The sequence below is a fragment of the Dactylosporangium sp. NPDC049525 genome (assembly GCF_040676755.1).
Taxonomy (GTDB): Bacteria; Actinomycetota; Actinomycetes; order Mycobacteriales; family Micromonosporaceae; genus Dactylosporangium.
This window is the reverse complement of sequence record NZ_JBFAPO010000003.1, coordinates 215,743-238,264: the sequence shown is the minus strand read 5'-3', so window position 1 is coordinate 238,264 and position 22,522 is coordinate 215,743. Positions and strand designations below refer to the sequence as shown.

General features: G+C 71.5%; 25 protein-coding genes and 2 tRNA genes. 14 read left to right on the top strand and 13 right to left on the bottom strand.

What is annotated here, in order from left to right; all coding sequences use genetic code 11:
* The 8 genes from AB0K00_RS07795 to AB0K00_RS07760 all read right to left on the bottom strand — a co-directional run bounded on the left by AB0K00_RS07795 (window position 1) and on the right by AB0K00_RS07760 (window position 5,521).
* Window positions 1-1,080, bottom strand: a complete 1,080-nt coding sequence (locus AB0K00_RS07795) for a gala protein (protein WP_363517051.1) — start codon at window positions 1,078-1,080, stop codon at window positions 1-3.
* Window positions 1,081-1,160: 80 nt separating this feature from the next.
* A complete protein-coding gene (locus tag AB0K00_RS07790) occupies window positions 1,161-2,513 on the bottom strand; it encodes an SDR family oxidoreductase (RefSeq protein WP_363517048.1) in 1,353 nt (450 codons plus the stop codon).
* A 53-nt stretch (window positions 2,514-2,566) separates the two neighbouring features.
* A tRNA-Gly gene (locus tag AB0K00_RS07785) sits at window positions 2,567-2,639 on the bottom strand.
* 18 nt (window positions 2,640-2,657) lie between these two features.
* A tRNA-Ala gene (locus AB0K00_RS07780) sits at window positions 2,658-2,730 on the bottom strand.
* Window positions 2,721-3,128: a VOC family protein gene (locus tag AB0K00_RS07775; protein ID WP_327009329.1), complete on the bottom strand. Its 408-nt coding sequence runs from the start codon at window positions 3,126-3,128 to the stop codon at window positions 2,721-2,723. The genes AB0K00_RS07780 and AB0K00_RS07775 overlap by 10 nt, the downstream gene beginning before the upstream one ends.
* A gap of 50 nt (window positions 3,129-3,178) precedes the next feature.
* The gene (locus AB0K00_RS07770; RefSeq protein ID WP_363517044.1) at window positions 3,179-3,625 is read right to left on the bottom strand and encodes a hypothetical protein; all 447 of its coding nucleotides are present in this window, start codon (window positions 3,623-3,625) and stop codon (window positions 3,179-3,181) included.
* Between the two features lie 22 nt (window positions 3,626-3,647).
* Entirely contained in the window at window positions 3,648-4,223 is a 576-nt protein-coding gene (locus AB0K00_RS07765) for a sigma-70 family RNA polymerase sigma factor (RefSeq protein WP_363517041.1), read from the bottom strand.
* 110 nt (window positions 4,224-4,333) lie between these two features.
* Complete coding sequence (locus AB0K00_RS07760) at window positions 4,334-5,521, bottom strand: S8/S53 family peptidase (RefSeq protein WP_363517038.1); 1,188 nt, start codon at window positions 5,519-5,521, stop codon at window positions 4,334-4,336.
* Between the two features lie 119 nt (window positions 5,522-5,640).
* Here AB0K00_RS07760 and AB0K00_RS07755 point away from each other — a divergent pair, with 119 nt between their 5' ends.
* From AB0K00_RS07755 to AB0K00_RS07730, 6 genes are all read left to right on the top strand, one after another.
* Window positions 5,641-8,331, top strand: coding sequence for an FHA domain-containing protein (locus AB0K00_RS07755; RefSeq protein ID WP_363517035.1), 2,691 nt, complete (start codon window positions 5,641-5,643; stop codon window positions 8,329-8,331).
* A gap of 50 nt (window positions 8,332-8,381) precedes the next feature.
* Window positions 8,382-9,164 carry a dienelactone hydrolase family protein gene (locus AB0K00_RS07750; protein ID WP_363517032.1) on the top strand — a complete coding sequence of 261 codons (783 nt, stop codon included), beginning with the start codon at window positions 8,382-8,384 and terminating at the stop codon, window positions 9,162-9,164.
* A gap of 2 nt (window positions 9,165-9,166) precedes the next feature.
* On the top strand, window positions 9,167-9,445 hold the full coding sequence (locus AB0K00_RS07745; protein WP_363517029.1) for a DUF6295 family protein: 279 nt from the start codon (window positions 9,167-9,169) through the stop codon (window positions 9,443-9,445).
* Window positions 9,446-9,484: 39 nt separating this feature from the next.
* Window positions 9,485-11,380: an AMP-binding protein gene (locus AB0K00_RS07740; protein WP_363517026.1), complete on the top strand. Its 1,896-nt coding sequence runs from the start codon at window positions 9,485-9,487 to the stop codon at window positions 11,378-11,380.
* Between the two features lie 73 nt (window positions 11,381-11,453).
* Entirely contained in the window at window positions 11,454-12,029 is a 576-nt protein-coding gene (locus AB0K00_RS07735) for an ATP-dependent Clp protease proteolytic subunit (protein ID WP_363517023.1), read from the top strand.
* Window positions 12,030-12,051: 22 nt separating this feature from the next.
* Window positions 12,052-13,323, top strand: coding sequence for a serine hydrolase domain-containing protein (locus AB0K00_RS07730; protein WP_363517020.1), 1,272 nt, complete (start codon window positions 12,052-12,054; stop codon window positions 13,321-13,323).
* A 23-nt stretch (window positions 13,324-13,346) separates the two neighbouring features.
* Here AB0K00_RS07730 and AB0K00_RS07725 read toward each other — a convergent pair whose 3' ends face one another.
* Window positions 13,347-14,066, bottom strand: coding sequence for a hypothetical protein (locus AB0K00_RS07725; RefSeq protein ID WP_363517017.1), 720 nt, complete (start codon window positions 14,064-14,066; stop codon window positions 13,347-13,349).
* A gap of 79 nt (window positions 14,067-14,145) precedes the next feature.
* Between AB0K00_RS07725 and AB0K00_RS07720 the strand changes: the two genes are divergently transcribed.
* The 3 genes from AB0K00_RS07720 to AB0K00_RS07710 all read left to right on the top strand — a co-directional run bounded on the left by AB0K00_RS07720 (window position 14,146) and on the right by AB0K00_RS07710 (window position 15,867).
* Window positions 14,146-14,715, top strand: coding sequence for a class I SAM-dependent methyltransferase (locus tag AB0K00_RS07720; RefSeq protein ID WP_363517014.1), 570 nt, complete (start codon window positions 14,146-14,148; stop codon window positions 14,713-14,715).
* Window positions 14,716-14,779: 64 nt separating this feature from the next.
* Entirely contained in the window at window positions 14,780-15,280 is a 501-nt protein-coding gene (locus AB0K00_RS07715; protein WP_363517011.1) for a hemerythrin domain-containing protein, read from the top strand.
* 107 nt (window positions 15,281-15,387) lie between these two features.
* Entirely contained in the window at window positions 15,388-15,867 is a 480-nt protein-coding gene (locus AB0K00_RS07710; RefSeq protein WP_363517008.1) for an STAS domain-containing protein, read from the top strand.
* Here AB0K00_RS07710 and AB0K00_RS07705 read toward each other — a convergent pair.
* Window positions 15,812-16,480, bottom strand: a complete 669-nt coding sequence (locus AB0K00_RS07705) for a pentapeptide repeat-containing protein (RefSeq protein WP_363517006.1) — start codon at window positions 16,478-16,480, stop codon at window positions 15,812-15,814. The two genes, AB0K00_RS07710 and AB0K00_RS07705, sit on opposite strands and share 56 nt — an antisense overlap.
* Window positions 16,481-16,532: 52 nt before the next feature.
* Here AB0K00_RS07705 and AB0K00_RS07700 point away from each other — a divergent pair, with 52 nt between their 5' ends.
* The 4 genes from AB0K00_RS07700 to AB0K00_RS07685 all read left to right on the top strand — a co-directional run bounded on the left by AB0K00_RS07700 (window position 16,533) and on the right by AB0K00_RS07685 (window position 19,930).
* Entirely contained in the window at window positions 16,533-17,189 is a 657-nt protein-coding gene (locus AB0K00_RS07700) for a TetR/AcrR family transcriptional regulator (RefSeq protein WP_363517003.1), read from the top strand.
* Between the two features lie 106 nt (window positions 17,190-17,295).
* Window positions 17,296-18,096 carry a CAP domain-containing protein gene (locus AB0K00_RS07695; RefSeq protein WP_363517000.1) on the top strand — a complete coding sequence of 267 codons (801 nt, stop codon included), beginning with the start codon at window positions 17,296-17,298 and terminating at the stop codon, window positions 18,094-18,096.
* 229 nt (window positions 18,097-18,325) lie between these two features.
* Window positions 18,326-19,219, top strand: a complete 894-nt coding sequence (locus tag AB0K00_RS07690) for a DUF4397 domain-containing protein (protein WP_363516997.1) — start codon at window positions 18,326-18,328, stop codon at window positions 19,217-19,219.
* Between the two features lie 39 nt (window positions 19,220-19,258).
* Window positions 19,259-19,930 (top strand): class F sortase, encoded by a 672-nt coding sequence (locus AB0K00_RS07685; protein ID WP_363516995.1) that lies wholly within the window; start codon window positions 19,259-19,261, stop codon window positions 19,928-19,930.
* 209 nt (window positions 19,931-20,139) lie between these two features.
* Here the strand turns inward: AB0K00_RS07685 and AB0K00_RS07680 are convergent, their stop codons facing one another.
* Window positions 20,140-20,322 carry a hypothetical protein gene (locus AB0K00_RS07680; RefSeq protein WP_363516992.1) on the bottom strand — a complete coding sequence of 61 codons (183 nt, stop codon included), beginning with the start codon at window positions 20,320-20,322 and terminating at the stop codon, window positions 20,140-20,142.
* A gap of 32 nt (window positions 20,323-20,354) precedes the next feature.
* Complete coding sequence (locus AB0K00_RS07675; RefSeq protein WP_363516989.1) at window positions 20,355-21,305, bottom strand: diiron oxygenase; 951 nt, start codon at window positions 21,303-21,305, stop codon at window positions 20,355-20,357.
* A gap of 47 nt (window positions 21,306-21,352) precedes the next feature.
* Between AB0K00_RS07675 and AB0K00_RS07670 the strand changes: the two genes are divergently transcribed.
* The gene (locus AB0K00_RS07670) at window positions 21,353-21,655 is read left to right on the top strand and encodes a DUF4873 domain-containing protein (RefSeq protein ID WP_363516986.1); all 303 of its coding nucleotides are present in this window, start codon (window positions 21,353-21,355) and stop codon (window positions 21,653-21,655) included.
* Between the two features lie 149 nt (window positions 21,656-21,804).
* Here AB0K00_RS07670 and AB0K00_RS07665 read toward each other — a convergent pair whose 3' ends face one another.
* On the bottom strand, window positions 21,805-22,236 hold the full coding sequence (locus tag AB0K00_RS07665; RefSeq protein WP_033356715.1) for an SsgA family sporulation/cell division regulator: 432 nt from the start codon (window positions 22,234-22,236) through the stop codon (window positions 21,805-21,807).
* Window positions 22,237-22,522 lie beyond the last annotated feature (286 nt).

Below are 22,522 nucleotides of genomic sequence, written 5' to 3'. Positions count from 1 at the left end.
TCACCGGTACACGCTCACGATCTCGCTGCCGGCGCCGGCGTGCAGCTCGGCCGGCGGGAGCAGCGCGCTGATGGCCCGTTTCACTCGGCGCGGGACGTCCGGGCCGAGCGCGAGACGGGTCAGGTCGGTGGAGGGCAGCGCCGCGAGGAGCGCCTTGGCGCCCCGGCCGCCGACGCCGGTGTGGCGCAGGTCGAGCCGGCGCAGCCGGGTGCCGGGCAGCGCCGCGGCGAGCAGCGCGGCACCGTCGTCGCCGACCACGTTGTCGGCGGCGCCGAGCACCCGCAGCGACTGCGGCCGGCTCAGGTCGAGACTGTCCAACATGGACAGCCGGTCGGCGATCCCGGCCACCGCGGCCGGGGACAGGCCGTTGCCGCCGAGCCCGAGCGTGCTGCCGGTGCTGTGCACGGCGGCGACGACGGGCCGTACGCCGTCGTCGCCGAGCCGGTTGGCGGCCAGGAACAGCCCGCGGACCCCGGCGTCGCGCAGCAGCCGCGCCAGCAGCGGCCCGGCGGACGGGCCGAGGCCGTTGCCGCCGAGGAACACCCGGGTCACCGGGACGGCCCGGTTGACGAGCGCGTCAACGAGCATTTCGAGGCCGGCGCTCGTCAGCCCCGTGTTGACGAGGTCGACGGTGTCGATGGTGGTGTTGCGGCGCAGCGTCGCGGCGAGCGCGGCCACCCCGTCGTCGCCGAGCGGGTTGCGCTTGAGCCACAGCGCCCGCACCCGGTCGTCGGCGGCCAGCCGCTCGAACAGTGGCGCCGCACCGGCCGCGTCGATCGCGTTGCAGCCGAGGTACAGCGTCTCCACCCGATGCCCGGCGGGCAGCCCCTCGGCGAGGGCGGCGGTGCCGGTGGCGCCGAGGCCGTTGGTCCCCAGCAGCAGGTGTACGGCGTGCGGCGAGCCGACGACCCGGTCGAGCACCTGCGTCACGCCGGCCGCGCCCAACCCCTGCTTGCACAGGTCGACGCGGCCGTCGGGCTGCAGCGTGCCGAGCGGGAAGCGCTCCGTGCCGGTGACGGGTGACGGGTCGGCGAGCCGCCGCAGCAGCGGCGACAGGTCCGCGAGGTCGGCCTGCGGCACGGCCGGCACCGCGAGGACGGGGCACGCGATCTCTGGGCTGTCTGGGCTGTCTGGGCTCTCTGGGCTCGCTGTGCTGCTGTCTACCACTGCACCACCTGGTAGTCCTTGAGGAAGACGCCGGAGATCCGGTCGCCGTGCACGCCACGGACGATCGGGTCGTAGACCCGGGCGGCGCCGTCGACGACGTCGAGCGGCACCCGGAACCCGGCCTCGTGGAAGGCTTCCTTCGTGCCCTGCGGCCGCTCGTCGGTGACCCAGCCGGTGTCGACGCTGGTGACGTGGATGCCGTCGCGGGCGTAGTCCGCGGCGATGGTGCGGGTCAGCATGTTCAGGCCGGCCTTGGCCATGTTCGTGTGCGGGTGCCGGCTCGTCTTGTTGCGGCGGCTGAAGCTGCCCTCCATCGCCGAGACGTTCACGACGTAACGGTCGGGGTGCGGCGAGGCGAGCATCAGCGGGCGCAGCCGGGCGGTGAGCAGGAACGGCACGAACGCGTTGACGACCTGCACTTCCATCCACTCCCGGGGGGTGACCTCGTGCAGGTGCAGCACCCAGCTGTTGACGGGGCGCAGGTCGAGCGGCTCGCCGGTCTCGTCGAGCGCGCCGAGCGGGAAATAGTCCACTGTGGAGCGCAGCGCCGGCACCTGCGTCGCGGGCACCACCGGGACCGGCGGCGGTCCCTGCTGTGCTCCCTGCTGTGCTCCCTGCAGCGCCGCCTGTTGTGCAGCGGTCTCCGCGGCCCGCAGCGAGCGGTGGTACTCGAACGGCCGGGAGATGGTCTGGGCCGCGTTGTTGACGAGGATGTCGAGGTGGCCCCAGCGGGCGGTGACCGCGTCGACGAGCCCGACGACCGAGGGCAGGTCCAGGAAGTCCGCGCCGTGCACCCGCAGCCGGTCCTGCCAGTCGGCGAAGTCGGCCTCGGCAGCGAAGCGGCGCGCCGCGTCGTGCGGGAAGCGGGTGGTGACGATGACGTCGGCGCCGTCGCGCAGCAGCTTCAGCGCGGTCTGGAAACCGATCTTGATCCGGCCGCCGGTGACCAGCGCGCGCCGGCCACGCAGGTCGCAGCGGGCCGTGCGGCGGGCGGTGTTGCCGGTCGAGCAGGGCTGGCACATCAGCGGGTACGCCCGGTTGACCGTGCGGTAGTGCTTCTTGCACACGTAGCAGCGCCGGGCCCGCAGCAGCGCGGCGTCGCTGTTGTCCTGCTCGCCTGCTTGCTCGCCGGCCCGCTCGTCGGCATGGTCGGAGCCGGTCAGCAGGCGGAGGTCGTGCGCGCCGCTGGCGCTGCGCCTGGCGGTCTTCTGCTGCTTCTTGCGGCTCTTGTACGCGCTGACGACCGCCTCACGGACAGCCTGCGCCGACGGGTCGTCGTCCGCGCCGTTGAGCGCGGCGAGCACACGGAGGCAGGCCGCGACGTCGGAGGGGTCCAGACGAGGCACCGGCAGAGCCTAGCCCCTGAACGCAAGCGGCAGACCCGGGTGGCTGGTGTTCGGTGGACCGGCCGGAATCGAACCGGCGTCCTCCGCTCTGGCAAAGCGGTGCGTCGACCTCTGCGCTACGGCCCACCAGAGGCGAGCTTAGGGCAGAGCCGGTCGGAATCGAACCGACGTCCTCCAGCGTGCTGTGCCGGCGCGACGACCTCTGCGCTACGACCCTGCCGGCGGGAAGCTTAATACCCTCGTGCGCGGTTGGTAGAGCTGGTGCAGCACAAAAGTGTTGCCGTCAGGGTCGGAGAAGCTCGTGACCCGCGAGAACGGACCCTCCTCGATCGGACCGTCGAAGATGATGCCCCGCTCGGACAGCTCCTCGAAGGTCTTCTCGATGTCGTCGGTGTCCAGCACGATGCCGCGCAGCGAACCCGCGGGCATGGTCTCGAACCAGGTGACGAGGGTGAACGCGGTCTGGCCGTGCTTCGGCGCCACCTCGACCCACCGGCGGTCGCCGGAGTCGTTGTCGCTGACCAGCTCCCAGTCCAGCGCGTTGACGTAGAAGTCGCGTGCCCGATCCTGGTCGCTCACCGGGATGGACACGATCTGCACGTGATCGATCGGCATGCTTTGCAGGGTACCGCCGGAAGTGTCCGTCTCGTGGCGAATTGCACCTCTTAGAGGAGCACCCATTCGGTGTGTACGGCGGCACCCTCGACGGGCTCGCACCGCAGCCGCACCGACCCCGCCACGACGCCCTGGAACCGGAACCGGCCCTCTTCGTCGACGTCGGTCTCGTGGCTGCCCGCGGGCGACTCCAGCACGACCCGCGCCGGCACCGCCGGGGACACCTCGCCGACCACCTCGACCGCGCCTTCATGCGTCGTGGCCTGCACGTCGATCGTCAGGGAACCGCCGAAGAAGGACAGCAGCCGCCGTGACCCGCCGCCACGGACCGCGACGAGCCGCGAACTGGCGGAGTCGGCGGTGAGCCGCGCCAGGGCCGCGTCCGGGTCGCGCCAGGCGATACTTGCCCGCGCGGCGGCCAGGACGTTGTCCGGCACCGGATCGCGCCGGCCGGCGATGTCGCGCAATGCCCTCAGCACCTCTTCCTCCCCGATCATCGGGTCGGCCCTGCCCAGTACCTCATGTCGAACCCAATCTGCGTCGCAGCGTGCCGAGGCAGCGCTGCCGGGTCGGTCCGATGCTGCCCACCGGCACGTCGAGCGCGGCCGAGACCTCGGCATAGCTCGGCGGGGGATCGGCGATGAGCACCCGCAGGAGCTGCTGGCAGGGCTCCGACAGCGAGCGGAACTCGTGCCACAGCGCCGCGTCCCGCTCGTCGCGCAGCACGGCCGCGTCGGGCTCGTCGTCCTCGCTGGTGAGGCCGCCGGCGAGCGTGCCGCCGAGGATGCCGACGAAGTCGGTGGCCGCGCCCGCCGGCACGTCCCGCCCGCCGCGGCGCAGCAGGGCCAGCGCCTCCCGCCGGGCGGTGGTGGCGAGCCACGAGCCGAGCTTGTCGGCGTCGCGAACGTCGTCGATGTGTTCGACCAGGCGCAGCCAGGTGGCCTGGCTGACGTCGGAGGCGTCGGACTGGGCGAGCTGGAAGCTGCGCGCGACCGACCAGACAAGGTTGGCATATCTGTCCACGATGGACTCCCAAGCCTTCTGGTCGCCGGCGGCGGCCGCCCTCAGGACCGCGGCGTTTTCAGGCTCAGCCATGGTCTCGAAGGCTATCATCGCGCCCCCGGAGTGACGGGATGCGACCTGCGTGCCGCACCCCGTCACCCCCCTCCCCCTGGTGTAGATGCTCAGTGTGCTCTGCATGGGGATCACGCCAGGCCCGCGTAGCGGCCGTACCTGCGGGCCGCGCCGGCGATGACCGCCTCCGCCGCCAGCCGGGCCGAACCGGCCCCGGGCAGCGCGTCGGCGATCGCCGCGGCGACGAACGGCGCCGCGAACGACGTGCCGCTCCACTTGGCCCAGCCGTCGTCGAACCCCTCATGGTTGACGAACGTGCTCGTGATGTCGGCGCCCGGCGCGGCGAGCGTGATCCACGTGCCGGTGTTGCTCCAGTCGCTGATCCGCCGGCCGTCGTGCGCCGCGACGGCGATGACCCGCCGCCGCCACGACACGCTGGTGCCGGCGTAGGCGGCCGGCCAGAACGGCCGGTCGTGCTGCCCGTCGTTGCCGGCCGCGGCGACGGCCACCCGGTCGCCGCTGCCGAGCAACCGGGCCAGCGCCGCGGTCAGCAGCAGCGGCGGCCGGTCGTCGAGCGTGTAACCGCCCAGTGACAGGTTGATGATCTGATGGTCGTACGCCTGCCCGAGACCAGCGATCAGGTCGGTCTCACGGCAAACCCCGAACGTGTCGACGATCCTCATCACCCTCGGCCGCACCCGCTCGGACCTGGTGAGCAGCACCCCGGCGACGAAATTGGCGTGCCCGACGTCGCCGTCGCGGACCCCGTCGTCGTCGATCCCGGCGCCGGCCCGCAGGTCGGACTCGAAGTCGTCGGTGACATACCGGTCCTTGGGCAGCGGGCTGTCCAGCCACACCCCGGTGTCCAGCACGAGCACCTCGACCTCCGGCACCTCCTGGTCACGGACCGTGAGGTGTCCGGGTGCCGTCGGTCGCGGCGGGCCATACGGCCCCGCGTGCTCGAACGGCGTCGATACGAACACGTGGTTGGGTCCGGCGGCCACCCTGGTGTCACCGGCCGCCTCGGCCTGGACCCGCACCCGCCTCGCGGCGCGCGCGACGTCCAGACCAGGCAACCGCACCCGCCGGAACCCGTCTGGGACATCCCCCTCCTCCACGATGTCCCCGACGGTGAAGCCCTGCTCCGCGAACGCCTGACGAGCGGTGGCGAAGTGGTCGTCGAGCACCAGGAGCTCATCCGCGACGAACCGCACCGGAGTGCCGTCCGCCCGGTCCTCGCGACGCACCCACCCCAGCCCGGCGAGCCGGCGGGCGCGTCGCGACCGCCACTGCTCCGAACGGGCGTCCGCTGGTGCCATGGCTCCTCCTCACGTGGTCTGCAAAGTAGAGGTAGCGGGTCGGCTTCCTGATACAAAAAACCTTTGGGGAGGAGCGCCCCCGCTGTTTTCTGTCGTACGCGGGCGGCATGATGATGCCCGTGGCGAGCAACGACCAGCAGACCGTGACCCGTGAACTCACCGTCCTCGAAGTGACCGTCGCCGGCGCGGCCGGGGAGGCACGCTCGCTGGTGCGGCCCGACGACACCGTGACCATCGGCCGTGACGCCGCCAACGACCTGGTGGTCGAGGGCACCCTGATCTCCCGCCGGCACGCCGAGGTGATCTGGAACGACGACGGCTGGTTCCTGCGCGACCTCGGCAGCCGCAACGGCACGTATGTCGCCGGTGAGAAGGCCGCGTTCGTCGCCGCCGTCGACGGGGGAGTGGTGCACCTCGGCGCCGCCGACGGCCCCGCCGTCACGTTCAAGGTCGTCACGATCACCGAGCAGGTCCCGGTCCAGCCGGCGGTGCCCCAACCGGCTGTGCCCCAACCGGCAGTGCCCCAACCGGCAGTGCCCCAGCCTGCGGCGCAGCCCGGGCATCAGCCGGCGGTGCCGCGGGAGGCGGCGCTGCACACCGCGGGTGCGCTGATCCGGCTCGGCCGCGGGCCCGACAACGACATCGTGCTCAGCGACCTGCGCAGCTCACGCAACCACGCCGAGCTGCGCCGCACCCCGGCCGGCTATGAGGTCGTCGACCTCGGCAGCCGCAACGGCACGTTCCACAACGGCAAGCAGGTCACCCGCCAGGTGATGCAGCCCGGCGACATGATCTCGATCGGCAAGCACGAGTTCATCTTCGACGGGATGCGGCTGCACGAGTTCGAGGACGCCGGGCCGTCCTCGCTCATCGCCGACGACCTCACTGTGCGGATCAAGGACGCGATCCTGCTCGACGACGTCAGCTTCGCGCTGGCCGAGGGCAGCCTCCTGGCCGTCATCGGCCCCTCCGGGTGCGGCAAGTCGACGCTGGTCAAGGCCGTCGCCGGGCTGCGGCCAGCGACCCAGGGCACGGTGCGCTATGACGGCCGCGACCTCTACGCCGACTACGCCGAGCTGCGCTACCGCATCGGCATGGTCCCGCAGGACGACGTGCTGCACCGCCAGCTCACCGTGCGCCGGGCGCTGCGCTTCGCCGCCGCGCTGCGCTTCGCTGACGACGTGCCGCGCAAGGAGCGCCGGGTCCGCGTCGCCGAGGTGCTCCGCACGCTCAACCTCACCGAGCGCGCCAAGATGCGCATCGACAAGCTCTCCGGCGGCCAGCGCAAGCGCGTCTCCGTCGCCCTGGAGCTGCTGACCGAGCCGTCGCTGCTGTTCCTGGATGAGCCGACCTCCGGCCTCGACCCGGCCCTGGACAAGGAGGTCATGGAGGAGCTGCGCGACCTGGCCGACAAGGGCCGCACGGTGGCCGTCGTGACCCACAACGTCATGCACCTCGACCTGTGCGACCGGGTCCTGGTCCTCACCGTCGGCGGCCGGATGGGCTACTTCGGCCCGCCCGCCGGCCTGCTGGACTTCTTCGGCGCCGAGGACTACGCCGAGGTGTTCCGCGAGGTCACCAAGAACGCCGAGCACTGGACCCGCACCTATCGCAGCTCCGAGCTGTACACGCAGTATGTGACGGCGCAGATCGCCGAGGCCCCGCTGCCCAAGCCGGCCGTGGTCGAGCGCGTTACCGTCCCGCTGCCCCGCGACCCGGCCGACGCGGCGATCCCGGCCGCGGCCACCACGGCGCTACCGGCCGGCGACGCGACCGAGTCGCCGACCGCCGAGCAGGCGATGCCCAAGCGCCCGGCAGCCGCCGCCGAACCCGCGGCCGCGCCGGCTTCGGGTGCGGCGCCGGCTTCGGGGGCGGCGCCGGCTTCGGGTGCGGTGCCCGGCGGGAGCGCGCCCGGCGGGAAGCCGGCGCGGGCGGTCGGGCGGGCGCGGGTGAAGCTCGGCGGGGCGTCGCTGCGCAGCCGGGCGCTGCACCCGGCGGCGCCGATCCGGCAGTTCCTCACCCTCTGCCTGCGCATGTTCTGGGTCATCGGCGCCGACCGCGGGCTCGCCCTGTTCACCGTCGGCCTGCCCCTGGCCCTGGCGCTGCTGACCCGCACCGTCCCGGGGGAGAACGGTCTGGCCCCCGGCCTGACGAAGTTCAGCCTGGAGGCGCAGCGGCTGCTGGTCGTGCTCGCCGTCGGCGCCGCGTTCCTCGGCACCGCCGCCGCGATCCGCGAGATCGTCAACGAGGCGACCATCTACAAGCGGGAACGGGCCGTCGGGCTGTCCGCCGGGGCGTATCTCGCGTCGAAGGTCTTCGTGTTCTCGATCATCATCGTCGGGCAGACGGCGCTGTTCACCTGGCTGGCCCTGCTCGGCAAGAACCCGCCGAAGGACCCGCTGATCTTCCAGAACCACTGGCTGCTGGAGATCAGCATCCCGGTGGCGCTGGTCGCGCTCGCGTCGATGGCGTTCGGGCTGCTTGTCAGCGCCCTGGCGAAGACGACCGAGCAGACGACCCCGGTGCTCGTCGTGGTCGTGATGGCGCAGCTGGTGCTGTCCGGGGGGCTGTTCGAGCTGGAGGGGCAGAATGTCCTGCAGCAGATCGCGTGGCTGTTCCCGACCCGCTGGGGGCTGGCCGCCGGCGCCTCCACCGTCGACCTGCAGTCGATGATCCCGTTCAAGGACGCCCTGTGGGAACACACCACCGGCGCGTGGTGGCGCTCCGTGCTCATCCTGGTGCTGCAGATCGCCGCGCTGATCGGCCTCGCCCGCCTGGCCCTGCGCCGCCTCGAGCCGGGCCGGCAGTGAATTCGGCAGCGAGTCCAGCAGTGAATCAAGGGAGCAGTAGCGTGGAAGGCATGTCTGATGCGATCCGCGCCGAGACGGTGTACGTCGGGGACGAGAAGATCCAGGCCTACCGGGCGGTGCCCCTGGGCGCCGGCCCGTTCCCCGGTGTGGTGGTGATCCACCACCTGCCCGGTTTCGACGAGTCGACGAAGGAGATGGTGCGCCGCTTCGCCGCCAACGGCTATCTGGCGATCTGTCCCAACCTGTTCTGGCGGGAGGCGCCCGGCGCGTCCCCGGACGACGCGTCGGCGTTCGTGCGGGGCCAGGGCGGCATCCCCGACGAGCAGATCATCGGCGACGTGCGCACCGCGGCCGACGCGCTGCGCGGCCTGACCGGCGATGACGGCGGGCCCGCCCACAACGGCAAGGTCGGCGTCATCGGGCACTGCTCCGGCGGCCGGCAGGCGCTGCTCGTCGCGACCGCGCTGCCGCTGGACGCCGCCGTCGACTGTTACGGGGCGTTCGCGCTGGAGCCGCCGCCGGCGGCGAGCGGGCTGAAGATGACCTCGATCAAGGACCGGCTCGGGGACCTGAGCTGCCCGGTGCTCGGCCTGTTCGGCGACGACGACAAGAACCCGGCGCCGGAGGAGGTCGACCGGCTCGCCGCGATCCTCGCCGAGCACGGCAAGTCGTTCGAGCGGCACAGCTACGAGGGCGCCGGGCACGGCTTCTTCGCCCCGGACCGGCCCGGCTACCGGCCGCAGGCCGCCGTCGACGGCTGGCGGCGGATCTTCGCGTTCTTCGACCAGCACCTCGGCGGCAAGCGACTGCAGGTCCAGGAAGCGGGGGTCTGAGCATGTGCACCTATGACACCGAGACCGTCGAGCTCGAGGGCAGCGCCAAGGGGCCGGCCGGCTGGTTCCCGGTGACCCGGGCCGCGGTCTACGTCGACCACCCGCACCACGCGCCGTTCGGCCACACCCTCAACATCGACTTCGCCGACCCGGCGCAGGGCCCGTCGGCGCGGGTCGCGGTCGAACTGACCGAGGAGGCGGCCCGGGCGCTGGTCGCCGCGATCACGGCCGCCCTGGACAACGCCCCCGCCGGCCTGGCCAGCGCGCACGCTGCAACATGACGCTGGCCACAGCCAGCGGCGCGGTGTAGACATCGAGGGATGGGCGCTTATCGCGACACGTACGAGCGCAGTCTCGCCGACCCCGACCTGTTCTGGCGCGACGCCGCCGCCGGTGTCGACTGGGAGCGGATGCCGATCAGGGTGCTGGACGGCGACCGGCCGCCGTTCTTCCGCTGGTTTCCCGACGCCGACCTGAACACCTGCCACAACGCCCTGGACCGGCACGTCGCCGCCGGGCGGGGCGAGGACACGGCACTCATCTACGACAGTCCTGTCACGGGGACGCTGCGCACGTACACCTTCCGCGGGCTGCTGGACGAGGTCGCCGTGTGCGCCGGAGCGCTGCGCCGGCTCGGCGTCGACAAGGGCGACCGGGTCGTCATCTACATGGCGATGGTGCCCGAGGCGATCATCACGATGCTCGCCTGCGCCCGGCTCGGCGCCGTGCACTCCGTCGTCTTCGGCGGGTTCGGGCCGAAGGAGCTCGCCGCCCGCATCGACGACGCCCAGCCCAAGGTCGTCGTCGCCACGTCCTGCGGGATCGAGGGCAGCCGCGTCGTGGCCTACAAGCCGCTGCTGGACGCGGCGCTCGCCGAGGCCACGCACCAACCTGCGCACCGCGTGATCCTGCAACGCGAACAGGCCCCCGGCGAGCTCGGCCCCGGCGACCTGACCTGGGACGACGCCCTCGCCGGTGCGCCCGCCGCGGCATGTGTACCGGTCGCCGCCACCGACCCGCTGTACATCCTGTACACCTCGGGCACGACCGGCCGGCCGAAGGGCATCGTGCGCGACAACGGCGGCCACGCCGTCGCCCTCGCCTGGTCGATGGCCAACGTCTACGCGACCGGACCCGGGGACGTGTTCTGGGCGGCGTCGGACGTCGGCTGGGTCGTCGGCCACTCGTACATCGTGTACGGGCCGCTGCTGGTCGGTGCCACGACCGTGCTGTACGAGGGCAAGCCCGTCGGCACCCCGGACGCCGGCGCGTTCTTCCGCGTCGTGGAGCAGCACGGGGTGACGGCGCTGTTCACGGCGCCGACCGCGATCCGCGCGATCCGCAAGGAGGACCCGGACGGCAAGCTCGTCGCGAAGTACCGGACCGGCACGCTGCGGACCCTGTTCCTCGCCGGTGAGCGGCTCGACCCGCAGACCTACGAGTGGGCGGGGCAGACCCTCGGCGTGCCCGTCGTCGACCACTGGTGGCAGACCGAGACCGGCTGGCCCGTCGCGGCGAACCTGCGCGGCCTGGAGCCGATGCCGACCAGGCCCGGCTCGCCGTCGGTGCCGGTGCCGGGGTTCGACGTGCGGGTCCTGCAGCCCGACGGTACGCCCGCCCCGGCCGGCGTCGACGGCGCGATCGTCATCGCCCTGCCGCTGCCGCCCGGCTGCCTGCCGACCCTCTGGCAGGACGACGAACGGTTCGTCGCTTCGTACCTGTCCGCGTTCCCGGACATGTACCTCACCGGCGACGGCGGTCGGTTCGACGAGGACGGCTACCTGTACGTGATGGGCCGCACCGACGACGTCATCAACGTCGCCGGGCACCGCCTGTCCACGGGCTCCATGGAGGAGGTCCTCGCCGCCCACCCCGCCGTCGCCGAGTGCGCGGTGATCGGGGTCGACGACGAGCTCAAGGGGCAGGTGCCGCGCGGGTTCGTGGTGCTGAAGGCGGGCGTGGACACCGCCGCCGGCTTCGATCACGACGATCTTGAGCAGCAGCTGGTCGCACTGGTACGCCAGCGCATCGGCGCCGTCGCGTCGCTGCGCCGGGTGCAGGTCGTGCCGGCGCTGCCCAAGACCCGCTCCGGCAAGATCCTGCGCAAGACCATGCGCGGCATCGCGGCCGGCGACGACCCGGCGGTCCCGTCCACGATCGAGGACGCGTCCGTGCTGGACGCGCTGCGGCCGATCCTGCGGGCGGCCGGGCCGTGAGCACGCTGACAGCGAACACGCTGAGAGCGAACCAGGGGTCCTTTTCCGGGGTGCGATCAATATCGTCGAACCCATGGCTGACACAGAGATCCCCTTCGACAGCGCCGTCTTCGACAGACTGCTCGCCAAGCGCATCATCGTCCTCGGCACCGAGGTCAACGACGAGAGTGCCAACCGCATCTGCGGCCAGCTGATCCTGCTCGCCGCCGAGGACAACGAGAAGGACATCAGCCTCTGGATCAACTCGCCGGGTGGTGTCATCAGCGCCGGCCTGGCCATCTACGACACGATGCGGTTCGTGCCCAACGACGTGTCGACCGTCGTGATGGGCATGGCCGCCTCGATGGGGCAGTTCCTGCTCAGCGCCGGCACCCCCGGCAAGCGCTACGCACTGCCGCACTCGCGGGTGATGATGCACCAGCCGTCCGGCGGTATCGGCGGCACCGCGTCGGACATCGCGATCCAGGCGGAGCAGATGCTGTTCACGAAGCAGACCATGCAGCGGCTCATCGCCGAGCACACCGGTCAGACGTATGCGCAGATCGAGGAGGACTCCGACCGGGACCGCTGGTTCACGGCGCCGGAGGCCGTCGAATACGGGTTCGTCGACAAGGTCGTCGCCGGGGCCGAGCAGCTGGCCGTTTCCTGATCACCCGTTTAGGCTGCCGGGCGTGAGCATCGAACGTGAGGTCGCGCCCGAGCAGGTCGGCCTCGACGCGAAACGCCTGGCCACGCTGGACGCCCACTTCGGCCGCTACGTCGAGGACGGCAGGCTCGCCGGCTGGCAGCTCGTGATCAGCCGGGACGGCCGGGTCGCGCACGCCTCCACCTGCGGGCGGCGCGACCTGGAGGCCGGCCTGCCGGTCGAGCCCGACACCCTGTGGCGCATCTACTCGATGACGAAGCCGATCACGTCGGTCGCCGCGATGATGCTGTGGGAGGAGGGCCGCTTCGAGCTGACCGACCCGATCAGCCGATGGCTGCCCGAGTTCGCCGCGCCGCAGGTGTATGACCGTGGCTCCGCCGGCCAGCCGTTCACCGTGCCGGCGATCGAACCGATCCGGGTCTGGCACCTGCTGACGCACACGTCGGGCCTCACGTACGGGTTCCTGCAGACGTCCGTCGTCGACGCGCTGTACCGCAAGGCCGGCTACGACATCCAAACCAAGGCGGGCGCCGACCTGGCGCAGGCGTGCCGCGACTGGGCCGCGCTGCCGCTGCTGTTTCAGCCCGGCACCGGCTGGGGCTACGGCGTGTCCACCGACGTCCTCGGCCGGCTCGTCGAGGTCGTGTCCGGCCAGTCGCTCGGCGACTTCCTGCGCACCAGGATCTTCGAGCCGCTCGGCATGACCGACACCCGCTGGTGGGTCGACCCGGCCGGCGACGAGGCGAAACGGCTCGCCGCGCTGTACGTGCCGAGCCCCTCGGGCGCTCCTCAGGCCGGCAGGGCGGTCCGGTTCGACGCGATCGGCCAGCACGCGCTGCGGGAGCCGGACCTGCACTCCGGCGGCGGTGGGCTGATCTGCACCGCCGCGGACTACCACCGGTTCACCTCGATGCTGCTGCGCGGCGGTGTGGGCGCTGAAGCCGGCACTGCGGCGGGCGGCGAGCGCCTGCTCAGCAGCCGGACGGTGCGCTTCATGACCCGCAACCACCTGCCCGGCGGCGTCGACCTGGACCGGCTGCAGACCGGCGGGTTCGCCGAGACCACGTTCGAGGGCATCGGCTTCGGGCTCGGCTTCGCCGTGGTCCGCGACCCGGTGCCGGCCCGCACGCCGAGCACGCCCGGCACGTACTACTGGGGCGGCGCGGCCAGCACCGCCTTCTGGGTCGACCCGGTCGAGCGGCTCACGGTCGCGTTCTACACCCAGCTGCTGCCGTCCAGCACCCACCCGATCCGGCCGCAGCTGCGCCAGCTGATCTACTCGGCGCTTACTGACTGAGCCTGCTTACTGAGTGAGCCTGCTTACTGACTGAAGCTCAGGTTGCCGCCGCCGGTGACCACGTGCACCTTGTGCAGCGCGGTGGCCTCGGACTTCACGGTGCCGGACTGCTGGCCGCCGTCGAGCTCCACGTCGAGGGCGTAGCCGTCCTTCGTCAGCTTCAGCGCCACGTTGCCGCCGCCGCTGTCGATGTCGACCCGGTCCGGGGCCTGCGTCACGGCCAGGTCCACCGCGCCGCCGCCGGTGCGGGCGGTCAGCTCCGGCGGGGCGAGGCCGGCGCCGGACAGCGCGCCGCCGTCGGAGGACACGTCGATGATGCCGGTCAGCCCGGACAGCGAGATCGCGCCGCCGGCGCTGTCCAGGCGCACGCTCAACGTGGAGGGGATCTCCACCGTGTACGCGATCGAGCAGTCACCGCTCGCGCAGCCGGTCGACGCCAGGACCAGCTCACCGCCGTCGACGCTCTGCTTGCGGCCCGGCTTGTCGGCCTTGAACGTCGAGACCTCGGTCACCTTGATCGTCGGGCCGGAGCCGACCTTCACCGAGATCGCGCCGCCGGCGCTGTCGACCTCGACCACGCTGACGTCGTCCTTGACCTCGAACGTGTTGGTGGCCGTCTGCGAGTTGCCGTCCTTCGCGCGGTCATTGCCCGTCGACGGGGTGTCGGAGCCGCAGCCGGCGAGGACCGGCGGTGCCGCGAGGGCCAGCAGGGCGGCGAGGGTGAGGATCCGCGGTGACTTCACGGAGGTCAGCTTCGCACGCGCCACCCGGCACCCTCGCGTAGGGTCGGTGCGCTTCGAACCGGCTCGATAGGGTCGCCGCATGGATCTCGTCGATGCCGCCTACGCCCGTGCCGAGAGCAGCGGCTTCCCCATGTCCTGCGAGCGCCCCGTCGGGCAGCTCCTCGCGACCCTTGCCGCGGCCGTGCGCCCGGGCGGCAACATCCTCGAGCTCGGCACCGGCGCCGGGGTCGGCGTCGCCTGGCTGGTCCGCGGGCTCGGCGAACGCACCGACGTGACCGTCACCTCGATCGAGCTCGACCCCGCCACGGCCGCGGTCGCGGCGACGGAGGCGTGGCCGTCCTTTGTGGACCTGCGGGTCGCCGACGCCCTGAGCTTCCTATCCACCACCCTCCTGTCCAGTGCAGCCGGCGCGTTCGACCTGATCTTCGCCGACGCGCCGGGTGGCAAGGTCGAAGGGCTCGACCTGACGATCGCCGCGCTCCGGCCGCGGGGCATCCTCGCCGTCGACGACATGCGCCCCGCCGAGGACTGGCCCGAGGACTTCAAGGTCCGCCAGGACGGGGTCCGCCGGACCCTGGTCGAGCACCCGAACCTCGTCAGCGTCGAGCTCGACCACGGCTCCGGCATGGTACTGAGCACCCGCCGATAGTCGTTTGCCCAGCTCGCGGGCGGGTACTGGGATGGCTGTCAAGACCCGCCCGTGAGGAGACTCGATGTCCACCGACGCCATTGTCGTGCTGAAGGAAGACCACAAGAACGTCAAACGGCTGTTCAAGGAGTTCCAGGCCGCCGAAGACGGTCCGGCGCAGGCGAAGGAGCGGATCGTCAAGCAGATCCTGTCCGAGCTGACCGTGCACACATACCTCGAGAACGAGGTCATGTACCCGGAGGTCCGCCGACTCCTGCCCGACCTCGAAGACGACATCCTCGAGTCGTACGAGGAGCATCACGTCGCCGACGTGCTGTGCATGGAGCTCGCCGCGATGACCCCGGACGACGAGCGCTTCAACGCCAAGGTCACCGTCCTCATCGAGACCGTCACGCACCACATCGACGAGGAAGAGAAGGACTGGTTCCCGAAGGTCCGCGAGGGCCTCGGCCGCAACCAGCTGCAGGAGATCGGCGCCCGGATGCAGCAGCTGCGCCCGGACGCGCCGACGACCCCGTCGCAGCCGAAGGCCTTGAAGAAGGCCCTCGACGCTATGCGGGCCTGACCTGCGCGCCTGAACTGTCAGACAATTACCGCGCACCAACGGACGGGGCGGGGTCATCCGACCGAAGGAGACGCTGGGGTCGGGGCGTGCCGGTACCGTCGGAACCGATGAACGCCGTGGTGCTTGCCCTGCACGGGTTGCTCGTGGAAGGGACCGTCGAGACCGTCGAACCGGTCCTCGCCGGCTGTCTCGTGCTGGCGGAGCCGCGCCTGGTCCTGGACGTCTCCCAGGTGACGGTGTGCGACACCGCCGGCGCGGCCCTGCTCGTCAGGGTCGCCGAGCTCGCCTGGCAGCGGGGCGGGGAGCTGCGGCTCGCCGCCCCGTCACCGGCGATCCGGTCGTGGTCGCAGGTCGCCGCCGGGATGGACCGGATCGCCGCCTTCGCCACCGTGGAGGGTGCGGTCGACGCCGACCCGCGCGACCTGCTCACGGGCGGGCCGGGGCTCTCGGCGGGCCTGCCCGCCGAGAGCATGCAGGCGGTGTGCGTCGACGAGCCCGCCTACCCGCAGCGCCGCCGCCCCCGCTGGCGGGTCAACCCTTCGGCCCGCGGACGATCACGCCGAGGTCCCGCATCACCGCGTCGGTGAGCCCCGGCAGCTGCGCCGGCTCGATCGTCACGCCGCGCAGGCTGCTCACGCCGCTGACCTCCGACAGCTGGTTGCCGCGCAGGTCGGCGCCGCGCAGGTCGCAGCTCTCGAACGACATCTGCCGCAACCGGCACCCGGACATCGCCGCGTGCGGCAGGACACAGTCGCGGAAGACGGTGTTGACCAGGACGCAACCGACGAAACCGGTCGGGCCGATCGTGGTGATGTCGTCGAGGGTGGCGGCGTCCAGGCGGCACCCCTCGAAGAGCACGTCGCCGAGGCGGGACTCGGCCAGGTGCGCCCAGGTGAGCTTGCAGTTGACGAAGTGGACCCGTTCGAAGGTCAGGCCGGTGAGCCGCGCCGCGGTGAAGTCGACCTTCTCGAAGCGGCAACCGGTGACCGTCACGTCCTCCCACACGACCCCGTTGAGGTCGAGGTTCTCCAGGTGGGAGCGGCGCAAACGGGCGTCGATGAGGGTGGTGCGGATGGCGCGGCCGGTCTGCACGTGCGCGTCGTTGAGGTTGCCGCCCCACGGCGCGCTGACCGGCTCGAGCTCTCCGGAGTCGATGACCGGGAGATCGATGTCGAGTTCATGCACGGTGCGCAGTGCCACGCACCTCACCGTACACACGTAGGCTGATGCGTCATGAACAGTGAGGCCCGTCATGAGTGAGTCGGCGGTCGGGCAGCGGCGGATCGACGGGCGCACGCTGCGGGCCGAGCGGACCCGGCGGGCCATCGTCGACGCCCACCTCGCGCTGCTGGAGGAGGGCGACCTCAAACCGACCGCGGAGCGGATCGCGGAGCGCGCCGGGGTTTCCCTGCGGGCGCTGTGGACGAACTTCAAGGACATGGAGCGGCTCTTCGCCGCGGCCGGCGCCCGGCTGATGGAGCGCCAGCTCGCCGAGCACCGCCCCGTCCCGCAGGAGCTGCCGTTGCCGCAGCGGATCGAGGTGTACTGCGAGCAGCGCGCCCGGCTGCTCGAACTCATCGCCCCGGCGGCCCGGGCGGCCCGGCTGCGGGAGCCGTTCTCGGCCGCGCTGCGGCACAACCGGACCTGGTACGTGACGAACGCCCGCGAGGAGCTGGAGAAACTCTTCGCCGACGAGCTGGACCGAGTGGGTGAGGCGGGCGAGGCCGGTGCCGGCGCACGCGAGCAGACCCTGCACGCGCTGACGGTGGCCACGACGTTCGCGGCGTGGTCGATGCTGCGCGACGAGCTGCACCTCGACGTGCCGGGCGCGACCGCGGTGCTGCGCCGCGCGGTGACCGCCCTGCTACGACCCGGCACGGCGGACGGGACACCGGACGCCGAGGCATAAGTTTCGCTTAGATCGTCGTGAAATCGGCGTCCTTGGTTGGGAAAGGCGGCGGCCGGGCTCATAGGCTCGGTGCGGTTGTAGTCGTCTGTGCCTCAGGAGGCAGCTGGTGTCCGCGTACGGCCCATACGACGCGTATCGCGAAGAGCCGGTCTACGGTGAGGAACCCGGCACAGATGGGCACGAACCCCGCCACCGCCGGGGCACCCGGCTCGCCGTGATCGTCGTCGGGGTCGGCGTCGCCGCCCTGCTCGTCGTCGGCGCGGCCGCGTTCGGCGGTGCCGTGCTGCTCGGCAACAACGGTGACACCGGCGACGCCGCCCGCACCTCCGTCGCGGGCGACACGACCGGCGAACCGGCGAACGCCGGCGACCCGTCCGGCGGTGACCCGTCCGCCGCCGGCGGCGTGGAGGGCGCCGCCGCGTCCGCCGAGCCGAGCACCGCCGCCCCGACCAGCGCGACGCCGACGAAGGCGCAGACCACGCCGCCGGCGAAGCCGAAGACGACCGCCCCGGCCGCCGGCAACGCCTCCTACGAGCAGCAGGTCCTCACGATCGTCAACACCGAGCGGGCGAAGGCCGGCTGCAAGCCTCTTGCGTACAACGCGAAGCTCACCACCGCGGCGCGGAAGCACTCGCAGGACATGGCCACCAACAACTACTTCTCGCACACGTCGCAGGACGGCACCAGCTTCGCCACCCGCATCACGAACGCGGGATACAAGTGGTCCGGCGCGGCGGAGAACATCGCGAAGGGCCAGCGCACGCCGGCCGACGTCATGAACGCCTGGATGAACAGCTCCGGGCACCGCGCCAACATCCTGAACTGCGGACTGAAGGACCTCGGCGTCGGCCTGGCATACCAGGGCAAAACCCCGATCTGGACCCAGGACTTCGGCAGCCCCCGGTAATCGCTGGCCCTCGTCGCCGGCCCCATAGTCGCTGTAGTGATCACTACCGATCGGTATACCGCTCGGTAGTGGAAAAAGACCGTCCAGCGGTTGCGTTTCGGCGCGCCGTTCGGCATCGTGCACATCGGTCAGTGCTTATGGTGCCCGGGCGGATTACTCAATTTTCCCCTTCGCGCGGGTGCGTTCCACCCGCATCTCGAACGTGTCATTCGAGCAAGGGACTATCAACGTGATCGCTGCCTCCCTGCGACGAGCTGGGGTGCTCGCCGCTGCGGCGCTGCTGGGCCTCGGCGTCTCGCTCATCGGCGCCTCCCCGGCCGCTGCGGCCGGGGTCGGCTACGTCCGCCTCGCCCACCTTTCGCCCGACACCCCCGCCGTCGACGTCTACCTGAGCTCGGTCAACGGCTCGATGGCGACGCAGAAGTTCGACGCGGTCGGCTACGGCGTGGTGTCGAAGTACCTGCCTCTCGCGCCCGGCACCTACGCGGTAGCGATGCGGCTGCCCGGTGCCGCCGCCGACAGCCCACCGGTGCTGAGCACCCAGGCGACGGTCGTGGAGGGCAAGGCGTACACGGTCGCCGGCGTCGGCAAGTTCACCGACCTCGGCCTGCGGGTCATCCCCGACGACCTGGCGCTGCCGGACCCGAGCAAGGCCAAGGTCCGTGTGGTGCAGGCGTCGGTGAAACAGCCCACCCTTGACGTGTCGATCGCCAACGGCGCGAAGATCGCCGGCAACGTCCAGTTCGCCACCACCACCGACTACCAGCTGGTCGACCCGGGCAAGTGGACGCTGCGGCTGACCCCGCCGAGCGTCACCACCGCCGCGACCACGGTCACCGCGCCGCTCAAGGCCGGCAGCGTGTACTCGCTGATCGTCCTGGACGGCAAGAGCGGCCTCACCGCCCAGCTGCGCACCGACGCGACCAGCAACGGCGTGCCGGCCGGCGGTGTCGACACCGGTGGTGGCGGCACCGCGAACCTCGACGGCAATGGCTTCGGCGTCTGGCAGACCGTCGCGGTCCTCGCCGGGCTGCTGGTGCTGCTGGCCGCCGGCGGCGGGCTGCTCCTGCGCCGCCGTGCTGCGGCTCGAACGGGCCGCCGGGTCACGGCGCAGCCGTCGTGAGCTGCCGGCTCGTAGGCTGAGCACTCGTAGGCTGAGGATATGGTCAGGTCCGCCGGTCAGGTCGTCAGGCATCGCGCGTTTCGCCTGAATCCTGGCCGGCGGCGGACCCTGACGCTGATCGCGTGCGTGCTCGCCCTCGCCGCGCCGGTGTACGTCGGCGCGGCGACGCTCGTCGGCCGCCGCGTCGACATCGACGCCGGCGAGTCGACCTGGATCGTCCCGCACCGCATCGACCTGAACTTCGCGCCCGACTCGCCGGATTCGTCGGCGCAGGACGCGGCGCCCACCCGGCTGCGGATCACGTCGCTGGGGGTCGACACCAGCCTGGAGTCGCTCACGATCGACCCGGCCGGGCAGTTGCAGAGCCCCAAGGTGTACGAGGAAGCCGGCTGGTTCGCCGGCGGCACCGCACCCGGCGACCCGGGCCCCGCGGTCCTGGCCGGGCACGTCGACTCCCGCACCGGCCCGGCGGTCTTCTACAAGCTGCATGAGCTCAAGACCGGCGACCGGGTCGAGGTGCAGCGCGGCGGCGCGTGGCTCACCTTCACGGTGACGGCCCGCGAGCATTACGCGAAGGCGAAGTTCCCCAGCGCCAAGGTCTACGGCCCGACGCCGCTGCCGGAGCTGCGGCTCATCACCTGCGGCGGCGACTTCGACGCCGCCCGCCACTCCTACCGCGACAATGTCGTGGTCTACGCGGTGTTGAGCTGAGCTCAGCCCAAAAAGTTAAGGTCGGTGTGCCAGGTCGCCTCGCGGCGATAGGCGCATCACGGCTCCAGCCGAACGGTATTCCGTGAAGGCAGTGTGGTGAGGCCCGGGGACACACAGCACACCGACTCACTCGACAGTAGCGCGCCCGGCACGCGTCGTCCCGTGATCTGAATCTCCCAACCCGTGCGGGTCAGCGCTTGCATCTTTTCTCAGCGCTTGCGCACGCCCCGCAGGAAGAGCACGGCGCCGACGATCGCGGTGATCGGGCCGATGACCGCCCAGATCGTGTTGCCACTCATCGAGCTGCCGCCGACCAGGTTCAGCCCTTGGAGCGTCCAGACCACGCCGGACAGGACCAGCAGCGCGCCGACGATCACCAATACCCACTTCATGGGCTCACAGTAGTGCCGCGGCCCTCGGGGACCTAGATCAGCGCCGACGCGCGCCAAAGTCGCCTGGCCGGACCCTCGACGAGCCCGAGCTCCTGCAGGTATGCCGTGACCCGCTCCGCCGACCAGCGCAGCGTCTCCCGGAACACGGGGTTGCGCCAGGCCGCCGCCCGCGCCGCGACCGGGTCGAGCCCGACCGCCGCATACGCGCCCGGGTGGATCAGGGAGTGGGTGACCGTCCACGCGGCCCGGCCGATCATGAGCCGCGAGTACGCGAGGGACGCCCGGCCGGCCCAGCCCCGGGCGCCGGTCGAGCGGCGGCTCGCCGCGACCTGCCGGGCAAGTTCGTCGCGGGCGAAGCGGATGTGCCTCGCCTCCTCCACGACGTGAATCCGCGACACCATCCGGACCAGGGGCTGGAGGCTGTCGTCGGCCATCGCCTCGCGCTGCAGGGCGTCGAGGATCTCCTCGGCGATGAGCGCCGCGGCGAACGTCTGCACCCCGCCGGCGGTCGCGCCGAGGTACTTGCCGAGCGCGCGCTCCATGGGCGCCGGCCGGTACGCGGGCGTGCCGAACGCCTCGATCATCCTCGCGAACATGATGGAGTGCCGGCATTCGTCGCCGACCTCGGTCAGCGCGTACTGCACGTGGCCGGTGCGCGGGTCCTGGTCGCTGATGTGCCGCAGCAGCAGCCGCATGAGCAGCATCTCGAACCAGATGCCGACGCTGGCGATGCTGGCCACCTCGTGCTTGGACAGCTCGATGCGCTGTTGCGGGGTGAGCCCGTCCCACAGGGGAGTGCCGTACAGCGACAGCCGGTGCTCGGGCGCGAACATGCGCTCCGGGTCCAGCGGCGCCCGCCAGTCGATGTCGACGTCCGGGTCATAGGAGTTGCCGGCGGAGATCTTCAGCAGCCGCGCCGCGGTGGCCTCGCGGTCCTGGGCCTGCGCTGTGGCCGTGGTTGCGGCTGTGGCTGTGGGCGGCATGTGCGGCTCCTTGACGGCTCCGGCCGGACTTGGTACTCATCAGTACCATGCCTGAGGAACCGCAACCGGTCAAGGCCGAGCTGCTCGTCGACGGCGCCGCCCACGCCGTCGAACTGCACCTGAGCGGGCACTTCGAGCCGCTCGACGGCCGCTACCACTGGGGCGGCCGGATGCGCGGCGACGCGGCGGTGTCTTCGGAACTGCTGCCGGCGCTGGTGCGGGCCGGCCGCCGCGACGTGCGACTGCGCTGCGCGCCGGCCGACCCGGTGCCGGCCCGCCTGCTCGAGGTCGACCCGTGGGGCAACGTCCGCTTCAGCGGTACCGGCGCCCCGCCGCACGGCACTGCTTGAAACGGTGCTGTGTGTAAACGTCGGGCGCCACCCTTCGACCGTGCCCTCGGCAGCTGGCGGGCTGCTCGCGGAGGGTGGTCGTCGGTGTGGCGCCCGGATGACGCGGTCCCGTGGTGCTGTTCGCAGTACTGATTCCTGAGCGGCTCGGGTCAGCGGCCGGCGAGCAGCCGGTTCACCGCGTTGTCGACGTCCAGGTGGTCGGTCTCGTGCCCGCGCGGCACGACACTGTAGGTCCGGCGCAGGAAACGCACCAGCACGCTGCGTGGAACCTCGAACAGCGCGTTGCCGTCCGGTGAGGACAGGGCCAGTGCGACGAAGTCGCCGCGTGGACCGTTCCACGGCCAGACCCGCACGTCGCCGATGCCCGCGGGCTCGTCCAGGCCGGTGAACAGCAGTTCACGGGCGAAGGACCAGCTGACCGGCTCGCCCCCTGCCGATTCGGCGTGGAAGAGGACGTGGACCGCGTACGGGTCGTTCGGGTCGTATCGCAAGCTGGCTCGCACCGGCAATGCAGTCGCGTCGGGCGCGACGAGTCGTAGGGATGTCTCGACCTCGACGGTCGATGGTCGGATAGCGCTCATGTCGTACTCCCCCCGGCACCGCTGCGGAGCATGCCGTGCCCCGCCTCTCTTATGTTGAGGCGATTCCCAGTGTTACGCGTAGTGATTCTGCGATCTCACTCTGTAGTGTTTCTGGGCCCGATTTGCCGTCAACCGAACAACGTGCGCGCGATGTCCGGTTTTCAGAGCGTGACCGGGGTCCTTGACGTGACGTGTGGGTCGTACGTCAATTCATTCGGGTAACGTCCAGTGGTTCGTGGGAGTGACGGGTTATCCAGTGATGGGAACGGAAATTGCGCGACAGTGA